The sequence below is a fragment of the Streptomyces sp. NPDC057287 genome (assembly GCF_042667905.1).
GTDB lineage: Bacteria > Actinomycetota > Actinomycetes > Streptomycetales > Streptomycetaceae > Streptomyces.
This window is the reverse complement of sequence record NZ_JBHUYV010000015.1, coordinates 77,306-102,782: the sequence shown is the minus strand read 5'-3', so window position 1 is coordinate 102,782 and position 25,477 is coordinate 77,306. Positions and strand designations below refer to the sequence as shown.

Genomic DNA, 25,477 nt, shown 5'->3' with positions numbered 1-25,477 from the left:
GCTCACAGATGGACGGCGGAGAGGCAAGAGCTCCGGTCCACCCGCGTCCGGCGCCAGGAGATTTCGGTCAGCACGTTTCGCCCTCTACCGTTCGTACGATGAGCGCCCCACCGACCCCCTCACGGGGACCGCGCCGGTTCGGCTGGCCGAAGCGGGTCTTCTCGCAGGTCCTGCTGATGCAGCTGGCCATCATCACCGGCGTCACGGTCCTCGTCACGGGCCTCTTCCTGGCACCGCTCAGCGCGCAGCTCGACGACCAGGCGATGCGGCGTGCCCTGGCGATCGCGCAGAGCACCGCGGCTCAGCCGCAGATCGCCGATTCGCTGGTCACCACCGAGCCGCGCCCGGACGGTGCCGTCCAGAGGGCGGCGGAGCGGATCAGGCGGTCGACCGGGGCCGAGTACGTGGTGATCATGGACAAGCAGGGAGTGCGCTGGTCGCACACCGACTCCTCCCGCATCGGCGACGTCGTCTCCACCGACCCGAGCACGGCACTCGCGGGCAGGTCCGTGATGGAGATCGACAGCGGCACGCTCGGACGTTCGGCCCGCGGCAAGGTGCCGCTGCTCGACGGATCGGACCGGGTCGTCGGTGCCGTCTCGGTCGGCATCGCGTACGACAGCGTCCGCGCCCGGCTGCTCGCCGCGATCCCAGGGCTGCTCGCCTACGCGGGCGGGGCGCTGGCCGTGGGAGCCCTGGCCGCCTATCTGATCTCCCGCCGTCTGCAACGGCAGACCCATGACCTGGCATTCTCCGACATCTCGGCACTGCTGACCGAGCGCGAGGCCATGCTGCACAGCATCCGCGAGGGGGTCGTCGCCCTCGACCGCACAGGGCGCATCAGGCTCCTGAACGACGAAGCGCAGCGTCTGCTCGGCCTCGGCCCCGGAGCAGCGGGCAAACAGCTCGACGAGGCCCTCGGCGCGGGCCGGACCACCGACGTGCTGGCCGGGCGGGTGGTCGGCGACGACCTGGTGACCGTCCGCGGAAGCCGCGTCCTGCTCGCCAACCGGATGCCGACCGACGACGGCGGCGCTGTGGCCACGCTGCGCGACCGTACGGAGCTGGAGTACCTCGGCCGCGAACTCGACTCCACCCGCGGGCTGATCGACGCACTCCGCGCTCAGGACCACGAGCACGCCAACCGGCTGCACACACTCCTGGGCCTGCTCGAACTGGAGATGCACGAAGAAGCGGCGGAGTTCGTCACGGAGGTCGTCGGAGTCCACCGCGCAACGGCCGAGCAGGTCACCGAGAAGGTCCACGACCCTCTGCTGGCCTCTCTCCTGGTCGGCAAGGCGACCGTGGCCGCGGAACGCGGTGTGGCCCTGCGCATGGCTCCGGAGGCGTGGCTGCCGGACAGGCTGGTGGACCCGCGCGGTCTCGTGACCGTCCTCGGCAATCTGGTCGACAACGCGCTGGACGCGGCCGCGGGGTCGGCCGAAGCACGGATCGAGGTCGGCCTGCGAGCCGACGGCCGTACGGTGGAACTGCGGGTGCGCGACAGCGGGCCCGGCGTACCGGCCGCCGACCACGAATCCATTTTCATGGAGGGCTGGTCGACCAAGGAGCTCCCGGCCCACGGCAAGCGCGGCCTGGGGCTGCCCCTGGTGCGGCGGCTCGCCGAGCGGCAGGGCGGCAGTGTGTCCGTGTCGGGGTCCCCCGAAGGCGGGGCGGTGTTCACCGTCGTCCTCCCCGAGGCCCTGGGTGAACCGGCACACCTCGCCGTCCCCGACCCGGGCGGACCGCGGCGGAGGGCCACCCCCGAGCCCGGTGCGCCGCAGCGGCCGGGCATTCCCGCCCCGGGCAGCCTGCCGACCCCGGTACGACCCTCGACGTCAGGAGACACCCCGTGATCGAGGTTCTGGTCGTGGACGACGACGTACGGGTCGCCCGGATCAACGCTGCCTACGTCTCCAAGGTGCCCGGGTTCCGGGTGGCCGCCATGGCCCATTCGGCCGCACAGGCGCTCGCCAGGATCGGTGAGGCGCCCATCGACCTGATCCTGCTGGACCACTACCTGCCGGACCGCAACGGCCTGGCCGTGGTGCGGGAACTGCGCGCGCTCGGCCATCACACCGATGTGATCATGGTGACCGCGGCGCGCGACGTGGCAACCGTGCAGGCCGCGATGCGCCACGGAGCCCTGCAGTACCTGGTGAAGCCGTTCGCCTACGCCGGGCTCCGCACCAAACTGGAGGCGTACGCGGCCCTGCGCCGCACCTTCGAGGGCGGTGGCGAGGCCGAGCAGACGGAGGTGGACCGGCTGTTCGGGGCCCTGTGGGCCACGGGCGGTTCCGACCTGCCGAAGGGGCATTCGACGACGACCGCGGATCTGGTCCGTCAGGCCCTGCGCACGGCCGAGGGGCCGCTCTCCGCGCAGGAGCTCGCGGAGAGCGCCGGCATGAGCCGGCAGACGGCCCAGCGCTATCTGAAGCTGCTGGAACGCACGGGCAGGGTGCGGCTGTCCCTCAAGTACGGCGAGACGGGCCGCCCGGAGCACCGGTACACCTGGGCCACCGGCTCCTGAAGCCGCGATCGCCCGCTCCCCGTCCGTCTACGCCGCCCCCGCCCCGGTCAGCGACCGGACCTCCGTCTCCGCATGCCTGGCCGGGTCGGGCGGCTCGGGCGAGGTGACGGTGCCGATCCAGCCCGCCAGGAAGCCGGCGGGGATCGACACGAGACCCGGATTCTCCAGAGGGAACAGCGCGAGGTCCACTCCGGGGAAGAGCGAGGTGGGACTCCCCGAGACGACCGGCGAGAGCAGGACCAGCACAACGGCCGGGACCAGACCGCCGTAGACGGCCCAGACCGCACCCCGGGTGGTGAAGTTCCGCCAGAACAGCGAGTAGAGCAGCACCGGGAGATTGGCGGAGGCCGCGACCGCGAAGGCCAGCCCCACCAGGAACGCGACGTTCAGATCCTGGGCGAGCAGCCCCAGCCCGATGGCCACCACTCCGATGCCCGCGGCGGCCACCCGCGCCACGCCGACCTCGCTCCGCTGCTTGGCACCCGGCCGCCGGAACGAGGCGTAGAGGTCGTGGGCCACCGATGCGGAGGAGGCGAGGGTGATCCCGGCGACGACGGCGAGGATCGTGGCGAAGGCGATCGCGGCCACGACGGCGAAGAGCACCGTGCCACCTGTGGAACCCTCGCCGCCGCCGAGGACGAGCGCCAGGAGCGGAACAGCCGTGTTCCCGGAGGCGTTGGACGCCCGGACCTCAGTGGAGCCGACGAGCGCGGCCGCTCCGAACCCGAGCACGATGGTCATCAGGTAGAAGCTGCCGATCAGGCCGATGGACCAGACGACGGACCGCCGGGCCGCGCGTGCGGTGGGCACCGTGTAGAAGCGCGACAGGATGTGCGGCAGTCCGGCCGTGCCGAGAACGAGCGCCAAGCCGAGACTGATGAAGTCGAAACGCGCCGTCCAGCTCCCGCCGTACTTGAGTCCGGGCGAGAGGAAGTCCCGTCCGTGGCCGCTGCGTTCGGCCGCGGATGTGAGCAGGGCGTTGACATCGCCGTGGAATCGGGCGAGGACGAGCACGGTGAGTGCGACGGCTCCGGCCATGAGCAGGACCGCCTTGACGATCTGGATCCAGGTCGTGGCGCGCATACCGCCGAGCGACACGTAGATCACCATGAGCGCTCCGACGCCGACCACGGTCCAGGACCGGGCGGTGTCGCTCGTCCCACCGAGCAGGAGCGCGACCAGGCTGCCCGCCCCCACCATCTGGGCCACCAGGTACAGCACCGAGACGGTGACGGACGACGTACCCACCGCAGTACGCACCGGGCGCTCGGCCATACGGGCGGCGACCACATCGGCGAGGGTGAACCGACCGCAGTTGCGGACGAGTTCGGCGACGAGGAGCAGGACGACGAGCCAGGCCACGAGGAAGCCCACCGAGTAGAGCATGCCGTCGTAGCCGAAGAGGGCGATCAGCCCCGAGATGCCGAGGAAGGACGCCGCCGACATGTAGTCACCGGCGATGGCGAATCCGTTCTCCATGGGGGAGAACAGCCTCCCGCCCGCGTAGAACTCCTCCGCGGAACCCTGCCTGTTCCGGCTGACCCAGGTGGTGATGCCGAGGGTCACGGCGATGAACACGCTGAACAGCAGCAGCGCCAGCGTCTGGTGCTCCCCTCTCACCGGCCCGCCCCTCTTGTCATCTCCTGGGTCTCCCAGCGCAGTTCTAGCGCGGCACGGTCCCGGTGCAGACGCGCATGACGCGCGTACGCCCAGGTGAGCAGGAACGTGGTGAGGAACTGCCCGAGCCCCGCCACCATGGCCACATTCAGCGCACCGGCCACGGGGCGCGCCATCAGGTCGTGCGCGGTGGTCGCCGCGATGACATAGGCGAGGTACCAGAGCAGGAAGGCGACCGCCCCGGGCACCACGAACCTCCGGTAGCGGCGGCGCACTTCGCGGAACGCCGGGCTGCTCTGCACCTCAAGATAGATCTCGGCCGCGCTGGGGCTGTGCTGCTCCACCGACATGGACCGCCCGTCGCCCGCGACGGCCCCCGCGCCGTCGGGCTCGCCCCACCCGGTGGCCGGCGCCTCGTACCACGGGTCGTCGAGCCGCACCGCTGCGGCGTCCGGCCCTGCTTCCTTCTCCACCAACAACTCCCTTGTCCACGAGCCTGTTCGGCCGCGTAGCCAAGAATGGGCAGATCGGGAAGATCCCGGGCACTTCATTCGCCGTGCTTCACCATTTCAGGTGACGGAAGTGCCGGGTGGGTGTGCGAGCCCCCGGCCGTAGGCATAGCGCACGGCCCCGGTTCTGTCGCGTGCCCCCGTCTTGGAGAAGAGGTTGTTGATGTGTGTCTTCACCGTGGCCCTGGAGATGTGCAAGGTGCGCGCGATCTCCGTGTTGGAGAGCCCGTCCGCGATGAGGACCAGCACCTCGGCCTCTCGCGGGGTCAACCCGTCGGGCAGCTGGGAGGGCAACGGCGCACCGGTCTCGACGGCCTGGGCCGTGACCCGCTCCAGCAGTCGGCTCTGCACCTTGGGCGAGAGCCCCGCCTCACCGGACAGCACTGCCTCGATGGCCTGGGCGATCTCCTCACCGCGGGCGTCCTTGGTGAGGTAACCGCGCGCGCCCGCCTTCAGAGCGGCGAACAGCGAATCGTCGTCCGCGAAGGTGGTGAGGACCACCACCTGGGTCCCGGGGTGCTCCCGGCGGATCCGGCGAGTGGCCTCGACACCGTCGCAACGGGGCATCCGCAGATCCATCAGAACCACATCGGGCGCCGTCTCGGCGACGAGGGCGACCGCCTCGTCCCCGTCCCGTGCGGCTCCGACCACCTCGAGGCCCGGCAGCAGCCCCAGCAGCATGACGATTCCCTCACGCACCACCGACTGGTCGTCGGCGACCACCACCCGCGCACTCACGCCGGCACCCGCAGTCTCACCACGAACCCCTCCTCGTCCGGCCCTGCCTCGAGAGTGCCGCCGAGCAGCTCGGCACGCTCCCTCATCCCCACAAGACCGTAACCGGAGCCGCTGACAGCGAGCTCGCCCGCCGGACGATGGCCACCGCAATCCCGTACCTGCAGGGCCACCAGGTCCGGTTGATACTCCAGCCGGACGGAGACGGCTGCCCCCGGAGCGTGCTTCCGGGTGTTGGTCAGCGCCTCCTGCGCCACCCTCCGCACGGTCTGCGACGCTTCCGCGGTCAACTCCCTGCGCTCCCCCACCACGGACACGTCGGCCCGTTCATCGGCCACCAGCTGCCGCAGGAAGTCCTCCACAGGGGTCATCTCCCCGCGGAGCGCGGAGAGTGCCTGGCGCGTCTCCGCGAGGCCTTCACGCGCCATGGAGCGTGCCGCCACCACCCGCTCCAGCACCTGGTCGCGGAATTCCGTAGAAGGCTCCCGCTCGATCAGCAGCCGGGCCGCCTCCAGGTGCACCAGCTGGGCGGAGAGGCTGTGGGCGAGGACATCGTGGATCTCCCGGGCGATCCTGGACCGCTCCGCCAGCGCGGCGGCACCGGCTTCCGCCTCCCTCGCGGCCCGCTCCTGCGCAAGGAGGCGCTGGGAGCTGCCACGGGCCTCGGCATCGAGACGCAGCACATATCCGCCCAGACACAGACTGCCCGTCGTGATCACTGTCGTCAGCCAGCCGTCGCCCTTGGCCACGGCGTAGGCGACGAGTGTCACCGCGGTGAGAGGAACCGCGGCGAACAGCGGGAGACGTTCCAGGGTGACCACGGCGCACCCGCACCACAGCACGATCGCGAGGGCTCCCGCGCCCGCTTCCAGGGCCCCGGCCGCCACCAGCGTCAGCAGGACCAGCAGACCGAGGGACGGCCACAGGCGGTGCTCCCTGGTGGTGCGGAAGAACGCTCTGGCGGCTGCCACACAGCCTGCGGTCACCGCGAGGCCGACCGCGACCTGCCAGAGCGCGAACCGTCCGTCCGCGAACGCGTTCCAGAGGAGTCCGACGAACACCGCGCCCCACACGAGCCGAGCGATCGCCGCCCGGGACCGGGAGTGAGGCGCTCGGGTCAGAGCCTCCCTGGAGGGCCAGCTCGTCCACGTATCGCGGTTCACGCCCCGCCCTTCGACATGGTCTGCGCGGCCGCCGCCGCCGGCGCGCCGCTGACAGGAGAACCTGCGGTGACACCGTACTGCGCGCGCACGCCGTCGGCCCGCATGGAGAGGACACCACTGCGTGCGAACAGCATCGCCGCGAGCGATATGAGCAGGGCGGCCGTCCCCTGGTGTACCCCGAGCAGCACTGCGGCCACGGCCAGCGAGACGCGCAGCGCGATCCCTCCCGCCCATACGAAGAGCGTGGCCCTGGTGCCCCGGCTCCAGACGGATGCGTCCGGCCCCTGCCACAACCGGGCGGTCCACCCCCATCCCGCCCCGGTGACCAGACCCAGGACGAGGCCCACGCCCAGCATCACCGCCGACAGCGTCTCGTGACGGGGGTCGAGGGCTCCGTCACTGCGCAGAGCGACGATGAACAGGACGACGGGGAGCACCCACCACCGCTTCTGATCGCCCACCCGCTGGGCGGAGAACTGCCGCACGACGACGAGCGCGACGACCGCGACGATCACCAGCACGTTGAAGAGCTCTGACATGGAAGCCTCCGAGAAGCGGGAAGATTTCGATGTCTTCGACGCTACGGAGACGCGGAGGTCCTGGGATCGGCTCAGGGGCTGACCGTGGGTGGAGAAAGAGCCTCCACCCACGGGTGGAGAGGGTCAGACGTCGATACGCGAACGGTCCAGGGTGGCCGCCGAGCTCGTGATGAACTCCTTGCGGGGGGCGACCTCGTTGCCCATCAGCAGATCGAAGACCTGCTCGGACGACTCCAGGTCGCCGATGTTGATCCGGCGCAGGGTGCGGTGGCGCGGGTCCATCGTGGTCTCCGCCAGCTGGTCCGCGTCCATCTCGCCGAGGCCCTTGTACCGCTGGATCGAGTCCTTGTACCGGACGTTCTTCCGCTGCAGCTCCAGCAGCGTCTGGCGGAGCTCGTTGTCCGAGTAGGTGTAGATGTACTTGTCCTGGCCCTTCTTGGGCTGGACGAGCTCGATCCGGTGCAGCGGAGGCACGGCCGCGAAGACCCGCCCCGCCTCGACCATCGGCCGCATGTACCGCTGGAAGAGCGTGAGCAGCAGGGTGCGGATGTGCGAACCGTCGACGTCGGCGTCCGTCATCATGATGACCTTGCCGTACCGCGCCGCGTCGATGTCGAAGGTGCGCCCGGAGCCCGCTCCTATGACCTGGATGATGGCGCCGCACTCGGCGTTCTTGAGCATGTCCGAGACGGACGACTTCTGGACGTTGAGGATCTTCCCGCGGATGGGCAGCAGGGCCTGGAACTCACTGTTGCGGGCCAGCTTCGCCGTGCCGAGGGCCGAGTCGCCCTCCACGATGAAGAGCTCGCTCCGCTCCACGTCGTCACTCCGGCAGTCCGCGAGCTTCGCGGGGAGCGAGGAGGACTCGAGCGCGGTCTTACGGCGCTGCGCGTCCTTGTGCTGGCGGGCCGCGATGCGTGTGCGGGCCGCGGCCACCGCCTTGTCCAGCACGGCCCTGGCCTGAGCCTTGGCGTCGCGCTTGGTGGACGTCAGGAACGCCTTGAGCTCCTTGGCGACCACATTGGCCACGATCCGGTTGGCGGCCGAGGTGCCCAGCACCTCCTTGGTCTGTCCCTCGAACTGCGGCTCGGCGAGCCGCACGGTGACGACCGCGGTCAGCCCCTCCAGCGCGTCGTCCTTGACGATGTCGTCCTCGGCGACGCGGAGCAGCTTCGCGGACCTCAGGACCTCGTTCACCGTCTTCGTGAGGGAGCGTTCGAAGCCGGATACGTGGGTGCCGCCCTTGGGGGTGGCGATGATGTTGACGAAGGACTTGAGGTTGGTCTCGTAGCCGGTGCCCCAGCGCAGGGCGATGTCGACGCCCAGCTCCCGGGTGACCTCGGTCGCCGTCATGTGTCCGCGGTCGTCCAGGACCGGCACGGTCTCCTTGAACGTGCCCGTCCCGGTCAGGCGCTGGACGTCGCAGACGGCCTTGTCCTGCGCCAGGTACTCGCAGAATTCGCTGATTCCGCCGTCGAAACGGAAGGTCTCCTCCGTCTTGCCCTCACCGTCGATGCCGCGCTCGTCGCGCACCACGATGGTCAGGCCGGGCACGAGGAAGGCGGTCTGCCGTGCCCGCTGGTACAGCGTCTCGAGGTTGAGCTTCGCGTCCTTGAGGAAGATCTGGCGGTCCGCCCAGTACCGGGTGCGGGTACCCGTCCGCGCTTTCGGAACGCGCTTGGCCTTGCGGAGGCCGTTGGCGGGGTCGAAGGGGCTGTCCGGTCCCTGCTCCGTGAACATGCCCGGGACACCGCGCCGGAAACTGATCGCGTGGGTCGCGCTGTTGCGGTCGACCTCGATGTCCAGCCGGGCGGAGAGCGCGTTCACGACCGAGGCGCCGACGCCGTGGAGGCCGCCGGACGCCGAGTAGGACCCGCCGCCGAACTTTCCGCCGGCGTGCAGCTTGGTCATGACGACCTCGATGCCGGAGAGCCCGGTCTTGGGCTCGACGTCGACCGGGATGCCCCGGCCGTTGTCCCGGACCTCCACGGACGAGTCGTCGTGCAGGATGACCTCGATGGCGTCGCAGTAGCCCCCGAGAGCCTCGTCGACCGAGTTGTCGATGATCTCCCAGAGGCAGTGCATGAGTCCCCGGCTGTCGGTGGACCCGATGTACATCCCGGGGCGCTTACGAACCGCTTCGAGCCCCTCGAGGACGAGAAGGTGCCGCGCGGTGTAGTTGGAGCTGTCCCTGTCTGAGCCGCCTGCTCCGGTCAGCAGCGCAGTGGACGGCACGGAATCGGCGGTCACGCGGTTCGCTCCTCGCTGAATTTCATTTGGGGCCCAGTGGGTAACGGGCTCGGCCTAGGTAGCCGCTGAGAGCCTACCGAGGCCTGGTAGAGCGGTTGTAACGCCACCCAGGGGGAATCCTTATGCTAGTCCAGCCTCGCATAGGCGTTCGATCATTCGTTGGAGTGACGTGCACATCACGTTCCCTTCGAGGCATGAACCATTTAGGCTCCGGGCACGTCCTCATGAACAACCGGCAAGCCAGCCGGCGGACCGGCCCACACAAGCAACGCGAAACCGTAGCGCTACGCAATACGGCACATTCGCCGCGAACCGGCAACAGACAGCCATCCTGAGAAGAAGTTTCGAAGAAATGCCACGAGCGGGAACGTTTTCGGCCTGGTTGGATGTTGACCCTGGTACGACAGCTCGTCGAGCTAGAGAAGAGGCGACGTGACTACTGTTCTGACCCCCGCGAGCCCGCTGACCGCAGCAGACCGCTGTGACCGTTGCGGCGCCCAGGCTTATCTGCGCGTCGTCCTGATCAGCGGCGGTGAACTGCTCTTCTGTGCCCACCACGGGCGCAAGTTCGAGCCGGAACTCAAGAAGATCGCCGCGGAAATACAGGATGAGACAGATCGGCTCACTGCCGTGCAGGCCAGTGCCGCCGACGAGGAACAACACTGACACCTCGCATCCACGACGAGCCATGGGTACGGTCCAGGACCGGCCGACGGGCGGCCTCCCCTCAGGGGAGCCGCCCGTTCTCATGTGTGCGACGGAATCCCGCGGTCAGCCCCGGTCCGCCATCCAGCTGATCGCCGCGGATACGCGGGTGTACACACCGGGGCTGCCCGGGCTCCCGCAGCCGCTTCCCCACGAGACGAGCCCGATGAGGCGCCCACGGGCCACCAGCGGCCCTCCGCTGTCTCCCTGGCACGCATCCCGCCCTCCCGCCGTCTCACCGGCGCAGAGCATCGATGAGGCGGCGTAGGCGCCCTGTGTGCCTCCGGGGTACGCCCGGACGCACTCGCTGTCCGGCAGTACCCGCACGGTGGCAGCGCGCAGCCCGGAGGCGTACGCGCCGTACCCGGTCGTGTCACCCCAGCCGTACACCGTCGCCGCGGTGCCCGGCTCGTACGCCTCGCTCCCCGTCCCGGCCATCGGGATGACGTCGGCCTTCGGCAGCGCACGGGCCAGGGTGAGGACCGCGAGGTCGCCGGCGTTCGTGTGCGGGTCGTAGCCAGGATTGACCCATGCGGACCGGACGGGGATCTCCTGGCCGCCCGGCCCGCTCAGCTCGTCCCGTCCGGCGATGATCCGCAGGTCCCGGACGTGCGTGACGGCGGCCCCCAGGACGTCCTCCCGCAGGCAGTGTGCGGCCGTCAGCACCTCGGTGGGTGCGATCGCCACTCCCCCGCAGAACTGGCCCGCACGGGTTCCTCCGAACCGGTCACGGCTCGACAGAGCCACGGTCCACGGGCTGTCCGCGACGGCCACCGGCTTCCCGCCGACGATGATGCTGTCCGCTGCGGCGAGGGCCGGGGGACCGAGGGGTATCACTGCCGTGGCAAACGCCAGGGTGAGGGCAGCGGGCAGAGCACGGACGAGAACGCGGGGCATGGAAGCTCCTGACGCCGAGGTGAACAGTGCCCACTCAGCGTTATCCGCCACCGTGGCCGCCGCACGCGGACATGGGCCGGGCCCGGAACCTGAAGAGGTTCCGGGCCCGGCCCATGTCCGTCCCCGATCTAGTCGAGGTAGTCGCGCAGCACCTGCGAGCGCGACGGGTGTCGCAGCTTCGACATCGTCTTGGACTCGATCTGACGGATGCGCTCGCGCGTCACCCCGTAGACCTTGCCGATCTCGTCCAGCGTCTTCGGCTGACCGTCGGTGAGACCGAAGCGCATCGAGACCACGCCCGCCTCACGCTCGGAGAGCGTGTCGAGCACGGAGTGCAGCTGCTCCTGGAGCAGCGTGAAGCTCACCGCGTCCGCGGGCACGACGGCCTCGGAGTCCTCGATGAGGTCTCCGAACTCGCTGTCCCCGTCCTCACCCAGCGGAGTGTGGAGAGAGATCGGCTCACGGCCGTACTTCTGGACCTCGATGACCTTCTCAGGGGTCATGTCGAGCTCCTTGGCCAGCTCCTCCGGGGTGGGCTCACGGCCCAGGTCCTGGAGCATCTGGCGCTGCACCCGCGCGAGCTTGTTGATGACCTCGACCATGTGCACCGGGATACGGATGGTGCGGGCCTGGTCGGCCATGGCGCGGGTGATGGCCTGGCGGATCCACCACGTGGCGTACGTGGAGAACTTGTAGCCCTTGGTGTAGTCGAACTTCTCGACCGCTCGGATCAGACCGAGGTTGCCCTCCTGGATGAGGTCCAGGAACAGCATGCCGCGGCCGGTGTACCGCTTGGCCAGCGAGACCACGAGACGGAGGTTGGCCTCCAGCAGGTGGTTCTTTGCCCGGCGGCCGTCCTCGGCGATGATCTCCAGCTCGCGCTTGAGCTTCGGTGCGAGCTTGTCGGAGTTGGCGAGCTTGTCCTCGGCGAAGAGGCCGGCCTCGATCCGCTTGGCGAGCTCGACCTCCTGCTCGGCGTTGAGGAGGGGGACCTTGCCGATCTGCTTCAGGTAGTCCTTGACCGGGTCGGCCGTGGCGCCGGCGACGGCGACCTGCTGCGCAGGCGCGTCGTCCTCGTCGTCGTCGGAGAGGACGAAGCCCTTGTTCTCGCCCTCGCCCTCCTCTTCCTCACCCTTGCCGGCCTTGACTTCCTCGGCCGCCTCGTCGCCGTCGAGCAGTTCGTCGTCCTGCTTGCCGGACTTCTTCGCGGCGGTCTTCTTGACCGCCGTCTTCTTCGCGGCGGTCTTCTTGGCGACCGTCTTCTTGGCCGCCGTCTTCTTCGCAGGAGCGGCAACGGCGTCGTCGGCCGCTGCGTCCGCGCTCTCGGCCGCCGGGGCGGCAGATGCCGCGACGGTCCGCGTCACGGCCGTCTTGGCCGCGACAGTCTTGGTGGCGGTGCGCTTGACCGGGCTCTTCGCTGCGACGCTCTTGCGGGCGCGCTTAGGCGACTCCGCGGCACTGACCATCAGCGTCACACCCTCTTCCTCGAGGATCTGGTTGAGGCTGCGCAGAACATTCTTCCACTGGGTTGGCGGAATCTGGTCAGCCTCGAAGGCCCGACGCACGTCATCGCCGGCGATCTGCCCATCAGCCTTTCCCCGCTCGATGAGCGCCATCACAGACTCGGACTCGGCGATCTCCGGCGGGAGCGTACGGGATGTGCTGGCCGACACGAACAACCTCTCGGAACGATGGAAACGGCTTCCGGCCCGGCCCTGGAGAGGGCTGGAACCGACGACCGTCGGCTGGGGATGTCGCCGACGGCGCGGGCTTGGCCTCAGAACTGCACAGCGCACTACGTGGCTGCTGTATTCCTTCCGCGGCGGTCACCTCTTAAGTCATCGCACTGTTTCGAGGAGTGTTACGCCCAATTCGCGTGGCCCCAGTCACACCCCATTCGCGACAAACAGAACCAGAGGTCACCTGTCCGCACAAACGTGCCGCCGAACCGCTCGGGCCCGGCGGCACACGGTCCGCACACCCCGGTCCGACCGCGCTCAGTGCTCGCGAGGCGCGGGAACCACGCGCTCCCCGTCGGTGTGGCCGACCAGCAGCTGCCGCATCGCGGCTTCGGCACCGGCGGAATCGCCCGACGCGAGAGCCTCGACGATCCGCGCGTGGTGACCGAGGGACGCCTCGGCAGGCCGGTCGCAGCCGGTGACAGGGCCGCCGGAAACATGCAGGGCCGCCGACACGATTCCGGAGAGATGCTCGAGCATGCGGTTGCCCGCCGCCTGGATGAGCAAGGCATGGAACTCGGCATCGGCCCTGGAGAACGTGATGGCGTCACCCTGCCCCATCGCATGCCCCATGATCTCGATCATGTCGCCGAGGCGCTGCTGAATGTCCTCGCGCCCGTGGCCCGCGGCCAGTCGGGCGGCCAGCGGTTCAATCGTCCACCGGAGGTCCTCCAGCTCGCGGCGCTGGTCATCGCGCTGCGGGCCGAAAGCGCGCCATTCGATGATGTCGGGGTCCAGCAGGTTCCAGTCGCTCACCGGGCGGACCCGCGTGCCCACGTTGGGCCGGGCACTGACCAGGCCCTTGGCCTCGAGAACACGCAGGGACTCCCTGACAACGGTGCGGGAGACCTCGAATCGCTGACCGATCTCCTCCGGCACGAGCGGCCGGTCGGCTCCGAGGTCACCGGAAACAATCATCTGTCCGAGCTGCTGGACCAGTTGGCCGTGGAGTCCACGGCCGCGACTGGCCGTGCCGCGTCGGCCGGTCCGCCCCAGGTCGGATTCGGCCCCTCCCCAGGAACGGAGCGCGGCACGCTCGCCGGCCGGCGCCTCCGTATAGGGGTAGCGGTCGAGTTCGCCCGGGCCGGCGAGGCCGGAATCGGCGGAGCGGGCGGCGGTCATCATGGTGTGCGCAAGGGTACTCACGCATCCTTTTTCGGCGCGGCTCACCCAGCCCTTGAGGTCTTTGGTGAAAAGCACACGAAAGGGTGATCGGCACCCACCTCCCAATTGACGCGTTATTGGGAGAAATAAAGCGTTTTCGTGCGAGTTGCCCTCAGGAGCTCCGCCGACCGGGGCGACCCGGTCACCAACGGGCCCTCCCTCGAAGGCTGGTGAACACATACGCGCAGACCAGGACGGCCAACGACAAGGAGAGCGCCAGCCCTACGGGCTGAGCGACCACACGCACAGCCGCCATGGCCCACCGGTCCACCTCGTACGGCCACTGCAGCCAGCCGAGTTCACGCAGCCGGCCCGGAAGCCCGGTGATCGAACGGACCGACGGGCCCGCCAGGAGCTTCTGCACCAGCGGTACGACGAGCGCCGGAACCGCCAGTACCGCCGCGACTCCGGCGCCGGTCAGCCGGAACACACCGGCGCCCAGCAACCCTGCCCAGGCGCATCCGACCGAGAGGCCCGCCCAACTTGCGGCGAGCTGCCAGGCGTTTACGGGTGCGGTGACCAAGTCTCCGCCGTACACGAGGCGCAGGGCTTCGGCGTCGGCCAGCACCGAGAGCACGGCGAGCAGGAGTGCGACGCTCCCGGAGACCGCCAGTTTGGCCACCAGGAGACCGAGACGGCGCGGGACCGTCCCCCGCCCGGCCGCGAGTGCCGGGTAGCGGAACTCGTCACCGAAGGAGAGGGCGCCCAGCAGCCCGGCGGCGAACGCGGCCGGGGGCAGCGGCAACAGGTCCGGCCAGGCGACCAGTAGATCCGGCAGGGGCGTCCTGCCGGAGCGGGCCAGGAGTACGGAGATGCCCGCCGACACGACGAGGACCGCCGCCAGGATCAGGGCGGCCGTCCTGACACCGAAGATCCTGCGCAGCTCGTAACGCAGAGGCCGGAGCGGGCCCCTGGCCGGTCGTACGGGGATCGGTGGTGGCAGCCGCGAGATCGCAACGGTCGAGGCGGGCCCCGGCAGCACGGTCCTCACCGGAACGCCGCCCGGCCCTCGGGCCGGGACGGCGACCGGACCCGCGTCCCCCGTCTCGTCGGCGAGTTGGTGGACGGGGACACCGTGCCGGTACGCCACGTCCCCGACCTCCGCGCAGCTGCTGCCGTACACCGACAGCCGGCTGCCGTCCTCGGCGACCACTTCGACGGAGCGATGGGCGGCGCGGGCCTCACGGCTCATCACGGCGGCAAGCCGGGCCGCCTGCGGGGTCCGCACGGCGACGCGGGGCCTCAGGCGCGTACGGGAGAAATCGGCGACATCCTGGTCCGCGACGAGCCGCCCCTGGTCGATGGTGACCACGCGGTCGGCCGCGCGGGCGGCCTCCTTGGGGTCGCCGGTCGTGTGCAGGACCGTGCCGCCTTCGGCCGCGTGGGCGCGGAGGAGCCCGTGGAGCCAGCTCCTCTCGCGCGGGGAGAGGCCGTCGGTGGGCTCGTCGAGGACGAGTGTGTGCGGGTCCCCGAGGAGCACCGAGGCGAGGCCGAGCCGACGGTCCATGCCCGCCGAGAGCGTCCCGATCCGCTGGTCCCCCAGCGCCGCGAGACCGACGACCTCGAGCAGTTCGTCGGCCCGTGACGCCGGCACTCCGGCAGCGGCGCAGAGCATCCGGAGCTGGCCACGGGCGGTGCGCGCCGGATGCCCCGGCACGTCCCCGAGAAGCACCCCGACCTCACGGGCGGGATGGCCGATGCGATGCAGCGGCCGGCCTTTGAAGTAGGTGACGCCCCTTCCCGCTTCCAGTTCGAGCATCAGGCGGAGGGCCGTGCTCTTGCCGGAGCCCGGAGCGCCGAGCAGTGCGGTGACACTGCCTGGCGGGGCTTCGAAGGTCAGGTCGTCCACGACGGGAGGGTGGTCGCGGCGGGGGGCACTGGTGAGTCCGATGGCCTGGAGCATCGCTTCTCTCGCGGAGGGTGAGACCGCTCGGCGGCAGGGTGGGGTACCCCAGCAAGATAACGCGACATTTCAGACTTTTGGTGCATCGATGCTTCTGTGCGCGTTCCGCAGGTTCCTGCGGCGCGAGCCTGCGGAACCTGCGCCCGCTCAGACCTCCGGCCTCAGCATCGGCGGGTTCAGCACGGTCGCCGCACCGGCCCGGAACAGCTGCGCGGGGCGGCCTCCCTGCCGCGTGGTGGTGCCCCCGGAGGGGACCAGGAAGCCGGGCGTGCCCGTGACCTTGCGATGGAAGTTCCGCGGGTCCAGGACCACGCCCCACACCGCCTCGTACACCCTGCGCAGCTCCCCGACCGTGAACTCGGGTGGGCAGAACGCCGTGGCCAGTGAGGAGTACTCGATCTTCGAACGAGCTCGTTCCACTCCGTCGTCGAGGATCCTCGCGTGGTCGAAGGCGAGTGGCGCGGGCTGCTCGCCCTCGCGTCCGAAGCCACCCCCCGGACCGAGCAGGTCGTCGACGGACGCCCAGCGTGCGCTGTTCGCGTCGCCGCCCGCACGCGGGGCCGGGAGGTCGGGCGCCAGCGCGAGGTGCGCGACGCTGACGACCCTCATCCGAGGGTCGCGCTCCGGATCGCCGTAGGTGGCCAGCTGCTCGAGGTGGGCACCGTTTCCGACTGCGGGGCCGGCCGGATCGTGTGCGCAGAGCCCCGTCTCCTCGACCAGCTCACGCGCTGCCGCCGCACCGAGATCCTCATCGGCCCTGACGAATCCTCCCGGAAGTGCCCACCGCCCCTGGAAAGGAGATTCGCCGCGGCGCACCACCAGCGCGCAGAGCGCGTGACGTCGCACCGTGAGGACGACCAGGTCGACGGTGACGGCGAAGGGCGGGAAGGTCGACGGGTCGTAGGGCGGCATGCCGAAATCATAGTCGTCTTCCTGACGATAAACACTCCCTTCGCGACACCCGTTCCGCTCCCGGCCCGGACCCGCCCGCCTCTCCTCCCCCGCTCGTGCGAGCCCCTGCCGGGCGCCGCCCCGGCGGGCCGACTCTCAATCCCGGCTCCTGGCGCCGCGATCACCCGGCCGTCCGGCGGAACGGGCCCGGCCCCGGCTCACAGCCGCGCCCTGATGCGGACCTGTGCCGTGTCGCGGCCGGGGCGTCGCCTTCCGCCTCCGCTTCCCGGCCTGAGTGCGCGTCGTCGGACGCGGCGCGCGGCGCGCCGCCGTGTGCCGCCCTGCGTCTTCCCCGGAGGCGCGGACACCTCCGTGGCGCTCACGCAGAATGCGCTCCCCCCGGAGACAGCGGCGCAGCGTCTCCGGGTCCAGGCCTTGGTTGCACGCCTGGTGCAGTAGTTGGGCGAACGTGTAGTCGGGGTCGGCCCTCAGGGCGAGCGCCAGCGCCACCCGGGCACCGGCCTCGTCTCCGGTGGACCACGAGACCCAGCCGGCCAGCGCGAGCGGCGCCGCCGAATGCTCCACGTACGGGCCGACACACCTGCGGGCGAGCGCACGCCACAGGCGCAGCGCCGCTTCGGCCTCGCGGCCCTCCATCCACTCGGCGGCCCGGTCCCTGGTCTCGCGGTCCTGAAGGCCGAGAATCACCGCCGCGGCCTCCTCCGGCGTGATCAGACCGTCGTCACCTCCGTCGGTCGCAGCAGCCCCCGCCGCAGGCGCACTCCCGAGGCGCTGCAGGAGGTCGCGCGCGAGCGCCAGCGTCTCCCCCGCCACCTCTCCGCGCCCGTCGGGATCGAGGATCCGGGACACCAGGACGGCGCCCGCCGAGTCGAGAGCTCTCTCCTGCTCCTGGGCCGCGGTTGCCATCAACGGCGCCAGCCGCGCCTCCATGTCCCGCAGCGATCCACGCACCTGGATCCCCGCGTACGCGGCAGCGGCCGCCATCACCGTGGTGCCGGGGAGCGCCAGCGGATTGCCCTCGGCCGGACAGCAGCGGTCGTCGGGACAGCAGTAGGACCAGTACCGGCCGTCGGAGATGCAGAGCGCTTCGAGCACGGGGACGTCGAGTGTCCCGCAGGCCGTGCGCAGACGCTGCGCGAACGGCCTCAGCCGCTCCATGGTCTGCGGTGCCCGCTCCCCCTCGGCAGGGTCCTGGCAGAGGAAGACGACGATCGCGTCAGGGCGGGAGTCACGCCTCTCGCTCCCCTCGACCAGGCTGCGCGCGAGCTGGTCGGCGACGGCGGCCCACTCCTCCTGCTCCCGCGGAATGCCCAGCCTGAGCCGGCCGCCGAAGCGGCCCCGGCCGCCGTGGAGGGCCACCATGACCACGCTGTCGTTCGGGTGGAAGCCCATCAGGTAGGGAAGGGCGTCGGCAAGTTCCGCGGGACCGCGCAGCGTGATCTGCTGCGCGTCGGACGGTCCGGCGGTTTCGTCGTGCTTGTTCATGGAATGACCGTCCCGCGGTGCGCAGATTTCCGCGACCCCCTGTGGATAACTTGTCCACAGGGTCGGCGCCACCGTTCGCGGTTTGTCCTAGGCATCGGGTTGCATGGGGTCATGACCAACGCAGACCGCTCAGAGCTCAGGGCCTCGGCCGATTCCGTACTCGCCCGTCTGGTCGGGGACGCCACCGGCACCGCCCGGCTGCGTGAGGACCAGTGGCGGGCCATCGAGGCCCTCGTCGCCGACAAGCGCAGAGCTCTGGTCGTCCAGCGGACGGGATGGGGCAAGTCCGCTGTGTACTTCGTGGCCACATCGCTGCTGCGCGCGCAGGGCAGCGGGCCGACGGTGATCGTCTCGCCCCTCCTCGCCCTGATGCGGAACCAGGTGGCGGCGGCGGCAAGGGCCGGTATCAGCGCCCGCACGATCAACTCCTCCAACACCGAGGAGTGGGACACCGTCCAGGCCGAGGTGGCGGCGGGCGAGGTCGACGTGCTGCTGGTCAGTCCCGAGCGGCTCAACAACCCCGACTTCCGGGACCAGGTGCTGCCGCGCCTTGCCGCGGCGACGGGTCTGCTCGTGGTCGACGAGGCCCACTGCATCTCCGACTGGGGGCACGACTTCCGCCCTGACTACCGGAGGCTGCGGACCATGCTCGCCGACCTGCCCGGGGGCGTTCCCGTGCTCGCCACCACGGCCACCGCCAACGCCCGGGTGACCGCGGACGTCGCGGAGCAGCTCGGCACGGGGGCGGGCACGGACGCGCTGGTGCTGAGGGGCCCGCTGGACCGGGAGAGCCTCAGCCTCGGCGTGCTCCAACTTCCCAATGCCGCACACCGTCTGGCCTGGTTGGGTGATCATCTCGGGGAGCTGCCGGGCTCGGGCATCATCTACACGCTCACGGTCGCGGCCGCCGAGGAGATCACGGCCTACCTCCGCCAGTGCGGACACCCGGTCACGTCGTACACGGGCAGGACGGAGAACGCCGACCGGCAGCAGGCCGAGGACGATCTCCTGGCCAACCGGGTCAAGGCCCTGGTGGCCACCTCCGCGCTCGGCATGGGATTCGACAAGCCCGACCTAGGCTTCGTCGTGCACGTGGGGTCACCGTCCTCCCCCATCGCCTACTACCAGCAGGTCGGACGCGCGGGCCGTGGAGTCGAGCACGCCGAGGTGCTGCTGCTCCCGGGGAAGGAGGACGAAGCCATCTGGCAGTACTTCGCCTCCGTCGCCTTCCCCCCGGAGGAGCAGGTCCGCCGGACGCTCGACGTCCTCGCCCAGGCCGGCCGTCCCTTGTCCCTGCCTGCCATGGAGCCCCTGGTCGACCTCCGGCGCACCCGCCTCGAGACGATGCTCAAGGTGCTGGATGTCGACGGGGCGGTGAAGAGGGTGAAGGGCGGCTGGATCTCCACCGGCGAGCCGTGGGTCTACGACTCCGAGCGCTACGCCTGGGTCGCGCGGCAGCGGGCCGCCGAGCAGCAGGCCATGCGTGACTACGCGTCCGGGACCGGGTGCCGCATGGAGTTCCTCAGACGCCAGCTGGACGACGAGGAGGCCACCCCGTGCGGGCGCTGCGACAACTGCGCGGGCTCGCGGTTCGACGACAAGGTCTCCACGGCGGCCCTCGACGGGGCTCGCGGCGAGCTCGGCCGGCCAGGAGTGGAGGTGGAGCCCCGCAAGATGTGGCCCACTGGGCTCTCAGCGGTGGGGGTCGACCTCAAGGGACGCATTCCGGCAGGCGAGTTGGCGCTTCCCGGCCGGGCACTCGGCAGGCTCTCGGACATCGGGTGGGGCAACAGACTGCGTCCACTGCTCGCGGCGCAGGCTCCTGACGCCCCGGTCCCCGACGACGTGTCCGCCGCGGTGGTCACGGTCATCACGGACTGGGCCAAGGGCCCTGGTGGCTGGGGGTCCGGGAGGCCGGACGCGGCAGCCCGGCCGGTAGGAGTCGTCACGGTCGCCTCACGCCGGAGGCCGCAGTTGGTCCAGTCGCTCGGCAGCCGTATCGCGGAGGTCGGCCGGATGCCCCTGCTGGGTACGGTCACCTACGCACCGGGCAGCGAGGATCTGCGGATCTCCCAGACCAACAGCGCACAGCGGGTGAAGGCGCTGCACGGGGCGCTCGTCGTGGAGCCCGCGCTGGCGGAGGCGCTCGCCTCCGCGGGAGGGCCCGTCCTGCTCGTGGACGATCTCTCCGACACCGGATGGACACTGGCCGTCGCGGCACGGCTGCTCCGACGCGCGGGAGCGGAAGGGGTGTTTCCGCTGGTCCTGGCGGTCCAGGCGTGACAGGTGGCTTCGTTCGTCGCCACAAGTGGCTTCGTTCGTCGCCGAACGGGCAGGGATATCTGTGTCATTCCGTCAGATACCCGTCAGCCGCGCCAATTGCTCGTTGCCGCCTGCCGGTACGACAGGAAGAATTGGAGTCGCTCCCCGCACGGTCATTTCGCGGGCCCGGAAGGGCTGTGCCGCGGCGCGCCCTCATTCGACCCTGCCCGCACCGTGGGCGCGTAGCGAAGGGAGGACCGTGACCTTCGGATTCGCTCCGTCCGCAGCCAATTCACTGTCGGCGACCGCCGGCTCCGTCAACCACGTCGCCAGGATGCTCGAACCGGCCGAGTGGGCTGCGGCAGGCATACCTCTGCTGCGCAGTCCACGAGAGGTCGTCAGCGGGCTCCACGCACGGCACCGGCCGTCCCCGGCCACCGCGGTCGTCGCCGTCCTCGATCATGAGGAACGGCTCACGGCCAGCGCCTCGTTCGCCCGGCGCTCCACCGCGGCCGCGGACGGCTGGGAGTTCCGCAATGCCCTGCTGGCGCACCTGCGCAGGGTCATCCCGCACGATCTGCGCCGCCGCACCCCGGTGCGCACCGCGGTCCTGCTCTACTGCCGCGAGGGCGACGAGCGCTGGACGGAAGAGGACGGGGCATGGATGTGGGGCCTGCGGGACGCCTGCACCCTGCACGGCCTTCGCTGCGGGGCCTACATCACCCTGACGCGTGGCGGTTGGCAGGTCCTCGGCGAGGGCAGGGGCGGCCGCATGCCGTCGCTGCTGTCCGGACCGTCGGACCTGGCGGCCACGTCCACGCACCACGACCCTGTTCCGCTGCGCACAGGTGGCGGGGCCGCCGAGGCACTGCGGCGGAGCGCAGCCCGGTGAACGCCGTGGGTCCCGGCCGTCCGCGAGGACGGCCGGGACCCACGGGCGTACAACTCAGACTCCGGCACCGAGCGCGGAGTTGATCTTCTCGGGATCGCCGCACACGACCAGCAGTGCACCGGCGCGCTCCCGCACGTCGGACAGCGCGCGGGCGGACGGGCCGTCCAGGTCGCCGTTGACCGCGACGATGACCACGGCCCGCGGGGCGCAGCGGCCGGCGTTCGCGGTGGCCGCGAAGAAGACGTCGTCACCCGCGTCCTGCTGGGCCCAGTACGCGGCTTCTCCGAAGGAGAGCTCGTGCGAGGCCCAGGGGTGCTGTTCGCCGGTGGTGAGCACCAGGATGTCGCCGGGTGCCCGTCCGGAGTCGAGCAGCAGGTCGACGGCCTCGTCGGCGGCGTCGACCGCACCGCCGGCCGGAGCCGGGATCACCTGGAACTGCGCCGCGGAACGGTCCTCCGGCAGCGGCTGCCCGGCGGGAGCCGGCGCGGCGGGCGATGCGGGTGTGGGTGTGGGGTGCGTGCGCTGCACCGGGGGCGCGGGGCGCGCGGGGCGCGCGGGGCCGCGGCCCGGGTTACCGGGACGCGGTGTGGCCGCGGAACGCGGGCCGGGTACGGGACGGGGGGTCGGCGCGGTGCGGCCGGCGGCCGGAGTAACGCGGGGACCCTGGACGCTCTCGGGAATCTGAGGCTCCTCGGGGATGAGAGGCATGAATGGTGGTCTGTCACGGCCGACGCGTGAAGCGTCGGCGAGTAGGTGCGCCTGCGCGATCAGAAGTCGAAGCCGAGCTGGCCCCCGCTTTCCAGTGCCGCCGCCTCGGCGGAGAATCGGACCTTCTTCAGGTGCTGCCACCTGGGCAGCGCGTCGAGGTAGGCCCAGCTGAGGCGGTGGTGAGGTGTAGGCCCCTGTTCCTCCAGCGCGGCCCGGTGCACCGGTGACGGATAGCCGGCGTTCGCGCCGAAGGCGAAGTCCGTGTACTGCCCCGTGCCCGCGCCCAGTTCGGCCATCATCGTGTCCCGGCGGACCTTGGCGATCACCGAGGCCGCAGCGACGGCGATGCAGGACTGGTCGCCCTTGATCACCGTACGGACGTTCCAGGGCGGTCCGAGGTAGTCGTGCTTGCCGTCGAGGATCACGGCGTCCGGCCGGACAGGCAGGGCTTCGAGAGCCCTGACAGCCGCGAGACGGAGTGCCGCGGTCATGCCGAGGTCGTCGATCTCCAGGGGTGACGCATGGCCCAGTCCGTAGGCCGTGACCCACTTCTCCAGCACCGGGGCGAGTTCGGCCCGGCGCTTGGGGCTGATCAGCTTGGAGTCGGTGAGGCCCTCGGGGGGTCTGCGGAGACCGGTGACGGCCGCGCACACGGTGACGGGGCCGGCCCACGCTCCGCGTCCGACCTCATCGACACCGGCGACGGTCCTGGCACCGGAGGTAGCGCGCAGTGAGCGCTCGACGGTGTGCGTGGGTGCTTCGTACGGCATGGCGCCTGCCAGGTTACGCCGATGGCCACGGCAAGAACACCCCGGGGCACCGTCGAGCGGTTCCGCACTCTGGCGGGCGCGCCCGGAACACCGTCTCCCGGTGCGCGGCAGGCGATGACGCACCGGGACGACGCCCTTGGAGTCGTGGGAGCTGCCCCGAGCCCCGGCCGGTGACCTTAGGCCCCTCCCTGGCAAGCCTGTTCGCTTACGCACACATCGACGGGGCGTATGTGCACCCCCTGGGTACTACGAAAATCCCACCCAACGCTGGGAGGAACTTCGTTGGCCAGCCTGGTGGTGTTCCACTCACGGAGGGCCGTCCGATAGCTGCGCCCCTTCTCGAAGCCGTCCCGCGAGGCCGCTCCCGGCCGGACCACATCGCAGGAGCGAACATCTACGTACAGGCTCTCCTCGGCCCGGGCGGACAGCCCGGAGGCCGAGGGCCACCCGTCCGCAGCGGCGTGCGCCCCGGGGCATCGAGGACGTGAACTGTCACCGGACCCGCCGGGTCGGGCACCCGTTCACCGGACACCCGGCACGCAGTCGCACGTCGAGGTGTTCTGTCACGTGACCGAGAGATCGGCGGAGCCCACCGGCCCGGCCCGAGAACAGCCACGCCCAGTGCCCGAGAACATCCACTCCCAGGAACGGCCACGCGCACTCAGCGCCCGGAACATCCACTCCCCGTGCCCCGGAACGGCCGTACTCAGTACGGATCGTAGGAGTGCTCCTCCTCGTCACCGCCCCGCTCGTCGGCCTCCTGCCCGAGGCCGTAGCAGTCGGACCCGTGGTTCTGTACCGGAGTCCTCTCCAGGATGTCCCGGGCCCGGACTTCGCCCCAGCTGGAGGCGTACCACGGAGTGTCCTGCCGGGCGAGGTCGCGCCGGAAGTGCTCGAGCGCGCATGACCTCAGCGGTTCCGGCAGCGTGTCGAGGGCGGGTACGGCATCGGCGGAGAGACTCTCCAGGTACTCGATGTCGATCCTCTTGTCCCTGTCGTACCGGGCGACGTTCTGCTCGGCTATCAGTCCGTCCGGCGAGAGCAGGCCGAAGGCCAGCACACCGATCGCGGCGCTCGCCGCGATCGCACGCGGCAGCATCCTGGCTCCGAGGACACCGGCCGCGATGATGAGGACCAGCACCACTCCGAGCCAGAGCTCGACGGCGGCGACGGAGATCCGCAGCCGGGTCAGCCCGAAGGCATCGACGTAGAGGTCCATACGTCGCAGCGCGGAGGCCACGACGACGAGCGTGAGTACGCACAGCGTGCCGAGGACGCTCCGGACCAGGGTCCGGTCGCGCGGTCCGCCCCGCGGGGCCCAGCGCAGGGCGAGTGCGATGACGAGCAGGGTCAGGACGGTCGCCCAGAGAAGCTGCCAGAAGCCCTGACGGGCGTATTCGGCGGGCAGCAGGCCCGTCTCCTCCCGCACCTTGTCGTACCCGCCGAGGAGCACCACGAGCTGCAGCGCGATGAAGGCCGCGAAGAGCAGGTCGAGCACGATCAGCGGAACTGCCCACTCCGCCCTGTTCCTGGCCTTGCCCGGCCGGACGGTGATGCCGTCCCAGCGCACGGGAGCCGCAGCGCTGTACGCGGCGGCGAGAGCGCCGGCCGCTCCCAGCACGAAGAGGAAGAGGCGCCAGGGGCTGTCACCGACCGAGACGTCGGGAGTGAGCCTGCCGAGCAGGTCGGCGAAGGCGGCGTCCGCGGAGGCGAAGAGCGTGCCGAACACGATGAGCAGCACGGCCGCCACCGCCGCGCTGCGCACCACGGTGCGCACCCGGCCCCGGGAGTCGCCCGCACGGTCGCGCACCCCGCGCCACCCCCAGCGCACACCCCCCGCGACCGAGGGGAACAGCCCCAGCGAACCGAGCAGTACACCGGGCCAGCTGCGGCTTCCGTGCAGGGCGAGCGATCCCAGGGCGAGGGCCGACACCACTGCGAGGAAGACCGGCCATCCCGCTTCCCGGAGCGCCGGAACGGCCAGGAGGGCCATGCCCCCGACGGCCCACACGGCGGTCCAGGGCCGGAGGACACGACCCGCCGAGCGTGCCGCGAAGAACGCCCCCAGGGCGGCCGGCACGGCCACGATGAGCAGGTTGGGCCCCAGGCCGTCGCCGAGCAACAGGGCGCTGAGCAGAGCCGTGGCGAAGACGGACCAGAGAGTCGCCGGCCCGATCGCGGGCGGGGACGGAGTCCGCAGCCGGGACAGCAGGCCGGGCGGCTGCGGGCCCTTTCCCAGCCACACGTCCGGGCGCGGCTGCGTCTGGAGGTAGGCGGGCACCTTCGGCACATCCGGTCCGGTGTCCTGCGGCGGCACAGGCGCGGTGGAAGCCCGGGCGGGCTTCGTGGCCGCCGCGTTCGCGCGGCCGGGGCTCACCCGAGCCGCCCCGCTCACCGCCGCGGGCGTACTGCCGGGCGCGGCTTCCGCCCCGTCACCGGACTCCGGTGACGACTCGGGCCGACCGGACGTGTCGGACGACTTCTCGGACATGGGACCCCTCCCCCCACCGAGGTCCGCTCGCGCGGCACATCGCGGCGCGAGGCCCCGGCGTCTCTAGGCGCGCGCCCACCATGATCGATGAGGGCGGCGTGGCCGAAAGGGTATGGCCGGGCCGGACTCTTCAACCGTGCGGGGCCATCGCTGTGGCAGGACCGTGACAGTAGGGGTTCCGGGCCGCGCGGAGACGGCCCTGCGGA

At 70.8% G+C, this 25,477-nt stretch carries 20 protein-coding genes; 5 read left to right on the top strand and 15 right to left on the bottom strand.

Annotation, left to right across the window (positions count from 1 at the left end; translation table 11 throughout):
- Positions 1 to 98: 98 nt before the first annotated feature.
- Together ACFUNE_RS26845 and ACFUNE_RS26840 are read left to right on the top strand one after the other, a co-directional pair.
- On the top strand, positions 99 to 1,856 hold the full coding sequence (locus ACFUNE_RS26845) for an ATP-binding protein (RefSeq protein ID WP_383573196.1): 1,758 nt from the start codon (positions 99 to 101) through the stop codon (positions 1,854 to 1,856).
- Positions 1,853 to 2,530: a response regulator gene (locus ACFUNE_RS26840; protein WP_383573193.1), complete on the top strand. Its 678-nt coding sequence runs from the start codon at positions 1,853 to 1,855 to the stop codon at positions 2,528 to 2,530. The genes ACFUNE_RS26845 and ACFUNE_RS26840 overlap by 4 nt, the downstream gene beginning before the upstream one ends.
- 27 nt (positions 2,531 to 2,557) lie before the next feature.
- Here the strand turns inward: ACFUNE_RS26840 and ACFUNE_RS26835 are convergent, their stop codons facing one another.
- From ACFUNE_RS26835 to ACFUNE_RS26810, 6 genes are all read right to left on the bottom strand, one after another.
- Positions 2,558 to 4,150, bottom strand: a complete 1,593-nt coding sequence (locus ACFUNE_RS26835; protein WP_383573190.1) for a cation acetate symporter — start codon at positions 4,148 to 4,150, stop codon at positions 2,558 to 2,560.
- The gene (locus ACFUNE_RS26830; RefSeq protein WP_383573187.1) at positions 4,147 to 4,620 is read right to left on the bottom strand and encodes a DUF485 domain-containing protein; all 474 of its coding nucleotides are present in this window, start codon (positions 4,618 to 4,620) and stop codon (positions 4,147 to 4,149) included. Before ACFUNE_RS26830 ends, ACFUNE_RS26835 begins: the two co-directional genes overlap by 4 nt.
- 96 nt (positions 4,621 to 4,716) lie before the next feature.
- Complete coding sequence (locus tag ACFUNE_RS26825; protein ID WP_383573184.1) at positions 4,717 to 5,394, bottom strand: response regulator; 678 nt, start codon at positions 5,392 to 5,394, stop codon at positions 4,717 to 4,719.
- Positions 5,391 to 6,554 (bottom strand): sensor histidine kinase, encoded by a 1,164-nt coding sequence (locus tag ACFUNE_RS26820; RefSeq protein ID WP_383573181.1) that lies wholly within the window; start codon positions 6,552 to 6,554, stop codon positions 5,391 to 5,393. The genes ACFUNE_RS26825 and ACFUNE_RS26820 overlap by 4 nt, the downstream gene beginning before the upstream one ends.
- On the bottom strand, positions 6,551 to 7,093 hold the full coding sequence (locus tag ACFUNE_RS26815) for a DUF1453 domain-containing protein (protein ID WP_383573178.1): 543 nt from the start codon (positions 7,091 to 7,093) through the stop codon (positions 6,551 to 6,553). Before ACFUNE_RS26815 ends, ACFUNE_RS26820 begins: the two co-directional genes overlap by 4 nt.
- A gap of 123 nt (positions 7,094 to 7,216) precedes the next feature.
- Entirely contained in the window at positions 7,217 to 9,343 is a 2,127-nt protein-coding gene (locus ACFUNE_RS26810) for a type IIA DNA topoisomerase subunit B (protein ID WP_383573176.1), read from the bottom strand.
- Positions 9,344 to 9,775: 432 nt separating this feature from the next.
- Here ACFUNE_RS26810 and ACFUNE_RS26805 point away from each other — a divergent pair, with 432 nt between their 5' ends.
- Positions 9,776 to 10,009, top strand: coding sequence for a hypothetical protein (locus ACFUNE_RS26805; RefSeq protein WP_014153643.1), 234 nt, complete (start codon positions 9,776 to 9,778; stop codon positions 10,007 to 10,009).
- A gap of 105 nt (positions 10,010 to 10,114) precedes the next feature.
- On the opposite strand, the gene ACFUNE_RS26800 is transcribed toward ACFUNE_RS26805, so the two are convergent.
- The 6 genes from ACFUNE_RS26800 to ACFUNE_RS26775 all read right to left on the bottom strand — a co-directional run bounded on the left by ACFUNE_RS26800 (position 10,115) and on the right by ACFUNE_RS26775 (position 18,148).
- The gene (locus tag ACFUNE_RS26800; protein ID WP_383573173.1) at positions 10,115 to 10,945 is read right to left on the bottom strand and encodes a S1 family peptidase; all 831 of its coding nucleotides are present in this window, start codon (positions 10,943 to 10,945) and stop codon (positions 10,115 to 10,117) included.
- Between the two features lie 128 nt (positions 10,946 to 11,073).
- Complete coding sequence (locus ACFUNE_RS26795) at positions 11,074 to 12,618, bottom strand: RNA polymerase sigma factor (protein ID WP_383573170.1); 1,545 nt, start codon at positions 12,616 to 12,618, stop codon at positions 11,074 to 11,076.
- Positions 12,619 to 12,942: 324 nt separating this feature from the next.
- Positions 12,943 to 13,809: a FadR/GntR family transcriptional regulator gene (locus ACFUNE_RS26790; protein ID WP_383573437.1), complete on the bottom strand. Its 867-nt coding sequence runs from the start codon at positions 13,807 to 13,809 to the stop codon at positions 12,943 to 12,945.
- Between the two features lie 181 nt (positions 13,810 to 13,990).
- Positions 13,991 to 15,751 (bottom strand): ATP-binding cassette domain-containing protein, encoded by a 1,761-nt coding sequence (locus ACFUNE_RS26785; RefSeq protein WP_383573168.1) that lies wholly within the window; start codon positions 15,749 to 15,751, stop codon positions 13,991 to 13,993.
- Between the two features lie 147 nt (positions 15,752 to 15,898).
- The gene (locus tag ACFUNE_RS26780; protein ID WP_383573165.1) at positions 15,899 to 16,663 is read right to left on the bottom strand and encodes an NUDIX domain-containing protein; all 765 of its coding nucleotides are present in this window, start codon (positions 16,661 to 16,663) and stop codon (positions 15,899 to 15,901) included.
- Positions 16,664 to 16,798: 135 nt separating this feature from the next.
- On the bottom strand, positions 16,799 to 18,148 hold the full coding sequence (locus ACFUNE_RS26775; RefSeq protein ID WP_383573162.1) for a DUF4192 domain-containing protein: 1,350 nt from the start codon (positions 18,146 to 18,148) through the stop codon (positions 16,799 to 16,801).
- Positions 18,149 to 18,259: 111 nt separating this feature from the next.
- Here ACFUNE_RS26775 and ACFUNE_RS26770 point away from each other — a divergent pair, with 111 nt between their 5' ends.
- Complete coding sequence (locus tag ACFUNE_RS26770; protein ID WP_383573159.1) at positions 18,260 to 20,431, top strand: RecQ family ATP-dependent DNA helicase; 2,172 nt, start codon at positions 18,260 to 18,262, stop codon at positions 20,429 to 20,431.
- 238 nt (positions 20,432 to 20,669) lie between these two features.
- Positions 20,670 to 21,302 (top strand): hypothetical protein, encoded by a 633-nt coding sequence (locus ACFUNE_RS26765; RefSeq protein WP_383573156.1) that lies wholly within the window; start codon positions 20,670 to 20,672, stop codon positions 21,300 to 21,302.
- Between the two features lie 54 nt (positions 21,303 to 21,356).
- Here the strand turns inward: ACFUNE_RS26765 and ACFUNE_RS26760 are convergent, their stop codons facing one another.
- The 3 genes from ACFUNE_RS26760 to ACFUNE_RS26750 form a co-directional block, all read right to left on the bottom strand.
- Positions 21,357 to 22,010 carry a hypothetical protein gene (locus ACFUNE_RS26760; protein ID WP_383573153.1) on the bottom strand — a complete coding sequence of 218 codons (654 nt, stop codon included), beginning with the start codon at positions 22,008 to 22,010 and terminating at the stop codon, positions 21,357 to 21,359.
- Positions 22,011 to 22,069: 59 nt separating this feature from the next.
- Positions 22,070 to 22,780 carry a ribonuclease HII gene (locus ACFUNE_RS26755; RefSeq protein ID WP_383573151.1) on the bottom strand — a complete coding sequence of 237 codons (711 nt, stop codon included), beginning with the start codon at positions 22,778 to 22,780 and terminating at the stop codon, positions 22,070 to 22,072.
- A 706-nt stretch (positions 22,781 to 23,486) separates the two neighbouring features.
- The gene (locus tag ACFUNE_RS26750) at positions 23,487 to 25,271 is read right to left on the bottom strand and encodes a DUF4153 domain-containing protein (RefSeq protein WP_383573148.1); all 1,785 of its coding nucleotides are present in this window, start codon (positions 25,269 to 25,271) and stop codon (positions 23,487 to 23,489) included.
- Positions 25,272 to 25,477 lie beyond the last annotated feature (206 nt).